Source organism: Arsukibacterium ikkense (genome assembly GCF_000987775.1).
In the GTDB taxonomy this organism is placed as follows: domain Bacteria; phylum Pseudomonadota; class Gammaproteobacteria; order Enterobacterales; family Alteromonadaceae; genus Alishewanella; species Alishewanella ikkense.
The window spans coordinates 186,234-192,683 of sequence record NZ_LAHO01000006.1 but is presented as its reverse complement, the minus strand read 5'-3'; the positions used below and the strand labels follow the sequence as shown (position 1 = coordinate 192,683).

The window sequence follows — 6,450 nt, the reverse complement described above, 5'->3', positions numbered from 1 at the left end:
ATTATAGGGCGTTTAAGAATTGGCGCAAGCCTTTCAAATAGAAAATGTGCACTTTTCAGATCGTTCGGACAAAGTTTCAACGAACCGTGCTTTTTAACAGCATTTATTGCACAATAACTTAGCAATGTTGCCGACTGGGAGATCATTATGTCTATTAGAGCTTATAAAGGGGTACTGCCAAAACTGGCCGCCGGAGTTTATGTAGATGAGTCCAGTGTGTTGGTGGGTGATATTGAGCTGGCCACCGACGTCAGTATTTGGCCTCTTGTCGCCGCCCGTGGCGATGTGAATTATATAAGGATCGGCGCCCGTACTAATATCCAGGATGGCACAGTGCTGCACTTATCACGACCAAGCAACGGCAAACCTGATGGCAGCGCCCTGATTATCGGTGAAGATGTTACCGTTGGCCACAAGGTAATGCTGCATGGCTGCATGTTAGGTAATCGCATTTTGGTGGGCATGGGCGCCATTGTCATGGATGATGTGGTAGTAGAAGATGAGGTGATTATTGGCGCGGGCAGCCTGGTACCACCCGGTAAGCGATTACTAAGCGGCTATTTATATGTGGGAAGTCCGGTTAAACAGGCCCGGCCTTTAAATGAAGCAGAAAAAGCGTTTCTAACCGAATCTGCCGCTAATTATGTCATTCTGAAGAACGAGTATTTAGCAGAGCGTAGCAATTAAAGCCAGATTTCAGCCGCGTCATTAAAGTTATCATTAGCAATGGCCTGTTCGGCGCGGTCTTCCCAGCTAAAAGCGTCTGCTGTAACAGCGGCCAGAAACTGCGTAGCCTCGCTATTGCCGGGCAGAGCAATATAGCAGTTCACTTTTAAGCCCGCCAGCAGGCAACTAAAGCGCACGGCCTGACGCGACGCATCGTACTGAAAGTCATTATTAAAGATCAGTTGCTGGTTCATGCTTTAAGTTGCAGCTTTAACATTGCCAGCACAGGTTCAATATCCGGTGTGACGCCACGCCAGATGTTAAAGGCCGCCGCGGCCTGTGATAGCAACATGCCCAACCCGTCTGCCTGCTGTGGTACGCCGTGCTGTTTGGCCCACTGCATAAAGGCTGTCGGTTCAGCGCCATATACCATGTCATACGCGAGCTGGCAGCCATTAAGATGCTTGATATCGATATCAGGCCGTTCACCCGCCAGGCCCGATGAGGTGGCATTAATCAGCAGCCGATAAGTTTGCTTTGGTATAGCCTGCAAACTGCAGGCCTGCACCCGGCTGTCAAAATTCGCTGCAATGGCCTGGGCTTTACTGACTGTGCGATTTGCTACCACCAGGTATGTAACGCCCGCGTCCAGCAAAGGGCCAATAACACCACGACTGGCACCACCGGCGCCAAGCAGTAATACAGTACAGCCTGCCAGGCTAATCCCTAACCGCGTTAAGTCGGCCACCAGGCCAAGGCCATCAGTATTATCGCCACAAAGCTGGCCTTGCGCATTCAGATAGAGGGTGTTAACCGCCCCCGCCTGTTGCGCCCGCGCTGATAGTACCTCTGCCAGTTGATACGCCTGCTCTTTAAAAGGCACAGTGACATTACCACCCTTACCGCCGCCGGCAACAAAGTCACGCCAGCTGTCGGCAAAGCCATCCAGCGGTGCTAGAATAGCCTCGTATTGCAGTGACTGCCCGCATTGCAATGCAAACTGGCTATGGATAAAAGGTGACTTTGACTGGCCTATCGGATTACCAAATACAGCATAACGGTCCACAACTGATGTCCATCAAGAAGTTAGTACAGATGATTGTTAATAAAACCACAGCAAATAGCAAGCAACATCCTACACCCGAGCAAACCCCCTACGCCATGCTTGGCGGTGAGCCAACAGTGCGGCTATTAGCTAACCGCTTCTATGACATTATGGCAAGTGCCCCGGAGGCGGCTGAGTTATATGCTATTCACCCACGGCCACTTGATAACATCCGGCAGAAGTTCTTTGAGTTTTTATCCGGTTGGCTCGGTGGTCCGCCACTGTTTGAGCAAAAATATGGCCACCCGCGGCTACGTGCCCGTCATCTACCGTTTCAGGTAAATGAACAGCTGAGCAACCAATGGATGTTTTGTATGGATCAGGCGCTGGATGAGGTAGTAGAAAACAAAGTCTTACGGAGTGGTATTCGCCAGTCGATAGGCCAACTGGCGAGCCATATGATTAATTGCTAACACCAAGCCAATCCTGCGGCTTTAAATAACGCTGATATAGCAGCGCCTCGGCACTACCCGGTTCAGGCTGGTAGCCATATTGCCAGCGTACCAGCGGCGGCATCGACATTAAAATAGACTCGGTACGACCACCACTTTGCAAGCCAAATAAGGTGCCTCTGTCATACACCAGGTTAAACTCGACATAACGACCACGGCGGTATAGCTGAAATTGGCGCTGCTGTTCGGTAAAGGGCGTATCTTTGCGTTTTTGCACTAACGGCAAATAGGCCGGTAAAAAGGCCTCGCCGACAGCTCGCATTAAACCAAAGCTATGCGCAAAGCCTGCCGCATTTAAGTCATCAAAAAATAAGCCACCCACGCCGCGGGTTTCGCCACGGTGTTTTAAGTAAAAATAATCGTCACACCATTTTTTATAAGCCGGGTAATACTCAGCACCAAAAGGGTCGACAGCAGCCTTGGCGGTCTGATGCCAATGCACCACATCTTCTTCATAGGGGTAATACGGCGTTAAATCAAAACCTCCACCAAACCACCAAACCGGCGCCTCGCCCTCTTTTTCGGCTATAAAAAACCGCACATTAGCATGGGTTGTGGGTAAATGCGGGTTATGCGGGTGCAGCACTAAAGACACGCCACAGGCATGAAAACTGCGCCCGGCTAATTCTGGCCGGTGGGCGGTAGCAGACGCTGGCATTTGCCCGCCAAACACATGCGAATAATTCACCCCGGCCTGTTCAAACACCGCACCATTGGTCAATACCCTGCTGCGGCCACCGCCACCCTCGGGCCGCTGCCAGGCGTCTTCAACAAAATGGCCTTTGCCATCGGCCTGCTGCAGCGCCTGGCAAATAGCGTCTTGCAATTGCTGCAAAAACTGTTGCACTGCACTTAAATGCTGCTGTGGCTGGCTTATCGTCACATTAATTCCTTACTATCTCGCCGCTAACGGCATTGCGGATCTGACTCGGTTGCGCCGCGCCGCCCAGGGCGCCCTCAACAATAGCGGCCACTTTTAAGCCCATAGTGGCCAGCAGCTGCTGATAATCGGTTATGGCAGGCTCACCGGCTAAATTGGCACTGGTTGACACCAGCGGCTTACCATATTGCTGACACAACTGCTGCACCACCGGATGGGCGCTAACCCGCACCGCTATGCTATCAAACTGACCGGTAATCCATTTAGGGGCGGTTTTGCTGGCAGGTAACACCCAACTGACATGCCCCGGCCAGCTGGAGATAACCTGGTAGCGTTTTTCCTGTGGAATGGCCTTGTCATCGACATAAGGCAATAGCTGTGAGTATGTAGCAGCTACCAGAATTAAGCCTTTTTCAACCGGCCGTTGCTTTATAGCTAGCAATTTCAACACGGCCGTCTCGTTATCCGGATCACAACCCAGGCCATAAACAGCCTCAGTTGGGTAACTGATCACCTCTCCCTGCTGTAATAACTCTACTGCTGTAGCTACGCTGCACCCGCCCATCAAGTTACCTCTGTTTACAGTAAAAATTCTATTCAGACTCAGTTGCCGCTATAATAGCGCCTTAGTCAATTCAGTTCATTAAGTTCAGAAGGAAACCGGCATGCAAGTGGGTATTATAATGGGTTCAACCTCAGACTGGCCAACCATGAAGCTGGCAGCAGATATGCTTGATTCCTTTGGTATCAGCTATGAGACCCGGGTGGTATCCGCGCATCGCACGCCACAGCTGCTGGCAGATTATGCCAGTAGCGCCGCCAGCCGTGGTTTAAAAGTGATTATTGCCGGCGCCGGTGGTGCAGCGCATTTGCCCGGCATGGCGGCCGCCTTTACCAGCCTACCGGTGCTGGGTGTGCCGGTGCAATCTAAAGCGCTAAAAGGTATAGACTCGTTATTATCCATAGTGCAAATGCCCAAAGGCGTGGCAGTGGGCACCCTGGCCATCGGTGAAGCCGGTGCGGCTAATGCAGGCTTACTGGCCGCGCAAATTCTGGCAACTCACAACCCGGCGCTGATGATAAAAATTGATGCTTTTCGACAAGCACAAACTGAGCAGGTGCTGAGCCAGCCCGATCCATCCCAGGTGGCCTTATGAAGGTGATAGTATGAAAGTATTAGTACTGGGCGCAGGCCAACTGGCGCGGATGATGGCATTGGCCGGAGCACCCCTTAATCTCCGGATCAGTGCCTACGATGTCAATACGGATGCCATTGTTCATCCGCTAACCCAACACCAGTTGGGCACTGGTCTGGCGGGGGCAATAGCAGATGCCGATGTGATCACAGCGGAGTTTGAGCACATTCCGTTACCCGTACTGGAACAGTGCCAGCAAAGTGGTAAATTCTTGCCTGGCAGCAAAGCTATTCAAGCCGGTGGCGACCGGCGACTGGAAAAAGCGTTGTTAGAACGCTGCAACGTAGCCAGTGCCAGTTACAGAGTAATTAACAACGAAGCCGATTTTAAGCAGGCGATAGCCAGTCTTGGCCTGCCACTGGTTTTTAAAAGCGCGCTGGCTGGCTACGATGGCAAAGGCCAGTGGCGCTTGAAAGACCCGGCACAAGCCCAAGCGGTTTGGCAGCAAATGGCCGATTTCCTGGCAGCAGACAGCAAGCAAGCCATAGTTGCTGAGCAATTTATTGGTTTTAACCGCGAACTGTCACTGGTGGGTGCAAGAGCGGCGAGTGGCGAAGTTAAAGTTTACCCGTTGACGGAAAACCATCATGTCAATGGTGTACTGAGCGTGTCTTTGGCCCGGCCTGTCAGCAAGCCACTGCAACAACAAGCAGAACAGATGTTTACTGCTATAGCCAATGGTCTGAACTACGTTGGGGTATTGGCCATAGAATTTTTTGACGTGTCAGGTAACTTACTGGTCAATGAAATTGCGCCCAGAGTTCATAATTCAGGCCACTGGACTCAGCAAGGGGCAGATGTTTGTCAGTTTGAAAATCAGCTGCGGGCAGTGACCGGTTTACCGCTGGGCAACACCGAGCTGCTACGCCCCACTCTGATGATTAACATTCTGGGTGAAGATACGGTACCTGAGGCGATTCTCAGCATGCCAGGTTTGCATCTTCACTGGTATGGCAAAGATAAACGGCCAGGCCGGAAAATGGGCCATATCAACTTATCGGCTAACTCGCCAGCTGAGTTAAAAGCCCGTTTTGCTAAGCTTATCGACTTGCTGCCATCAGCGGCTTTTCCAGAGCTGGAACAAATGCTGAGCCAGCTCAACGACTAAGCTGTCACGCCGGTCGCATTGGCCGGCTGCTTTTTCTCACAACCTTTTTTAGCACAGTACAGCGCGTCTTTTTTCACAACTAACATCTCAAAGCCGCAACAATAACAAACTCCTTGTTGCGGCTTATCATTAAGCAAAAAACGACAATCCGGGTAACGGTCGCAACCATAAAAATGCTTGCCAAATTTACTGATGCGTTCAGTCAACTGGCCTTTTTTACATTTTGGACAGTCTAGTTGCGCTATGTCTTTATTCTCTTCATGTTGGTCAACCACAAAATTACAAGCCGGATAGCCAGTGCAGCCAATAAACATCCCATAACGGCCGTTTTTAACGGCCAGCGCGGCACCACACTGCGGGCAAGCTTCTGTTGGCAGCACTTTTACCACTGCATGCTCATGCTGGTGCAGTGGTTTAATATAGTGACACACAGGATAAGCACTACAGCTCAGAAAAGGGCCGTTTTTTGAGGACTTTATCTGTAATGCACTTTGACATAACGGGCAAAGCTGCTGCTGATGCGGCAGCTTGAACAGCGGAGCATCATCGGTCATATAAGTAAGGGCCGCTTAATGCAGCAGCCCGTCAGGTTCATCAAAAATTAAATCTTCCATTTGAGCGTACGCGGTTTCCCGCCCTGGTACATTAAACAGCACCATCAGTACCAACCACTTTAAATCTTCCAGACTAAGGGCTGCACTATCCAGATCCATTGCCCGGTCTATTACCATTTCGCGGGTGTTGGCATCCAGCACATTAATCTGCTCTAAAAACAGCAAAAAACCCTGATCGGTAACATCCAGCTTGCGCTGCTCTTCTGCAGTATAAATTCTTACGGCAGTAGAGTTAACTTTGGTTAAGTAGGGCTTAATGTGGCTTTCCTGCAACGCAGACAAGCTATCAAGCCATTTGAGCGCTTTAAAAATATCGTCATCATGAAAGCCGGCACGGCTGAGCTCTTTGGTCAGATCCGCATGGTTAACATAAATATCAGATTCATTATGTATATAGTTTTCAAACAGATAAACGAGGATATCAAACAT

At 50.5% G+C, this 6,450-nt stretch carries 10 protein-coding genes; 4 read left to right on the top strand and 6 right to left on the bottom strand.

Annotated elements, in window-relative coordinates:
• Nucleotides 1-147: 147 nt before the first annotated feature.
• Nucleotides 148-687, top strand: a complete 540-nt coding sequence (locus tag WG68_RS08295; RefSeq protein ID WP_046557194.1) for a gamma carbonic anhydrase family protein — start codon at nucleotides 148-150, stop codon at nucleotides 685-687.
• Here the strand turns inward: WG68_RS08295 and WG68_RS08290 are convergent.
• The gene (locus tag WG68_RS08290) at nucleotides 684-920 is read right to left on the bottom strand and encodes a DUF1488 family protein (RefSeq protein ID WP_046557193.1); all 237 of its coding nucleotides are present in this window, start codon (nucleotides 918-920) and stop codon (nucleotides 684-686) included. The two genes, WG68_RS08295 and WG68_RS08290, sit on opposite strands and share 4 nt — an antisense overlap.
• Nucleotides 917-1,732: a shikimate dehydrogenase gene (gene aroE, locus WG68_RS08285; protein ID WP_083981833.1), complete on the bottom strand. Its 816-nt coding sequence runs from the start codon at nucleotides 1,730-1,732 to the stop codon at nucleotides 917-919. Before aroE ends, WG68_RS08290 begins: the two co-directional genes overlap by 4 nt.
• A 29-nt stretch (nucleotides 1,733-1,761) precedes the next feature.
• On the opposite strand from aroE, the gene WG68_RS08280 reads away from it, so the two are divergent.
• Complete coding sequence (locus WG68_RS08280) at nucleotides 1,762-2,184, top strand: group II truncated hemoglobin (RefSeq protein WP_235357700.1); 423 nt, start codon at nucleotides 1,762-1,764, stop codon at nucleotides 2,182-2,184.
• On the opposite strand, the gene hemF is transcribed toward WG68_RS08280, so the two are convergent.
• Together hemF and WG68_RS08270 are read right to left on the bottom strand one after the other, a co-directional pair.
• Nucleotides 2,174-3,100, bottom strand: a complete 927-nt coding sequence (gene hemF, locus WG68_RS08275) for an oxygen-dependent coproporphyrinogen oxidase (protein WP_046557225.1) — start codon at nucleotides 3,098-3,100, stop codon at nucleotides 2,174-2,176. The genes WG68_RS08280 and hemF overlap by 11 nt on opposite strands.
• A gap of 7 nt (nucleotides 3,101-3,107) precedes the next feature.
• On the bottom strand, nucleotides 3,108-3,668 hold the full coding sequence (locus WG68_RS08270; protein WP_046557191.1) for an L-threonylcarbamoyladenylate synthase: 561 nt from the start codon (nucleotides 3,666-3,668) through the stop codon (nucleotides 3,108-3,110).
• 100 nt (nucleotides 3,669-3,768) lie between these two features.
• Here WG68_RS08270 and purE point away from each other — a divergent pair, with 100 nt between their 5' ends.
• Nucleotides 3,769-4,260 (top strand): 5-(carboxyamino)imidazole ribonucleotide mutase, encoded by a 492-nt coding sequence (gene purE, locus WG68_RS08265; RefSeq protein WP_046557190.1) that lies wholly within the window; start codon nucleotides 3,769-3,771, stop codon nucleotides 4,258-4,260.
• A 10-nt stretch (nucleotides 4,261-4,270) separates the two neighbouring features.
• Nucleotides 4,271-5,407 carry a 5-(carboxyamino)imidazole ribonucleotide synthase gene (locus tag WG68_RS08260; RefSeq protein WP_046557189.1) on the top strand — a complete coding sequence of 379 codons (1,137 nt, stop codon included), beginning with the start codon at nucleotides 4,271-4,273 and terminating at the stop codon, nucleotides 5,405-5,407.
• On the opposite strand, the gene WG68_RS08255 is transcribed toward WG68_RS08260, so the two are convergent.
• Together WG68_RS08255 and WG68_RS08250 are read right to left on the bottom strand one after the other, a co-directional pair.
• Nucleotides 5,404-5,961 carry a DNA topoisomerase family protein gene (locus WG68_RS08255; protein WP_046557188.1) on the bottom strand — a complete coding sequence of 186 codons (558 nt, stop codon included), beginning with the start codon at nucleotides 5,959-5,961 and terminating at the stop codon, nucleotides 5,404-5,406. The two genes, WG68_RS08260 and WG68_RS08255, sit on opposite strands and share 4 nt — an antisense overlap.
• A gap of 15 nt (nucleotides 5,962-5,976) precedes the next feature.
• Nucleotides 5,977-6,450, bottom strand: a complete 474-nt coding sequence (locus WG68_RS08250) for a DUF494 family protein (protein ID WP_046557187.1) — start codon at nucleotides 6,448-6,450, stop codon at nucleotides 5,977-5,979.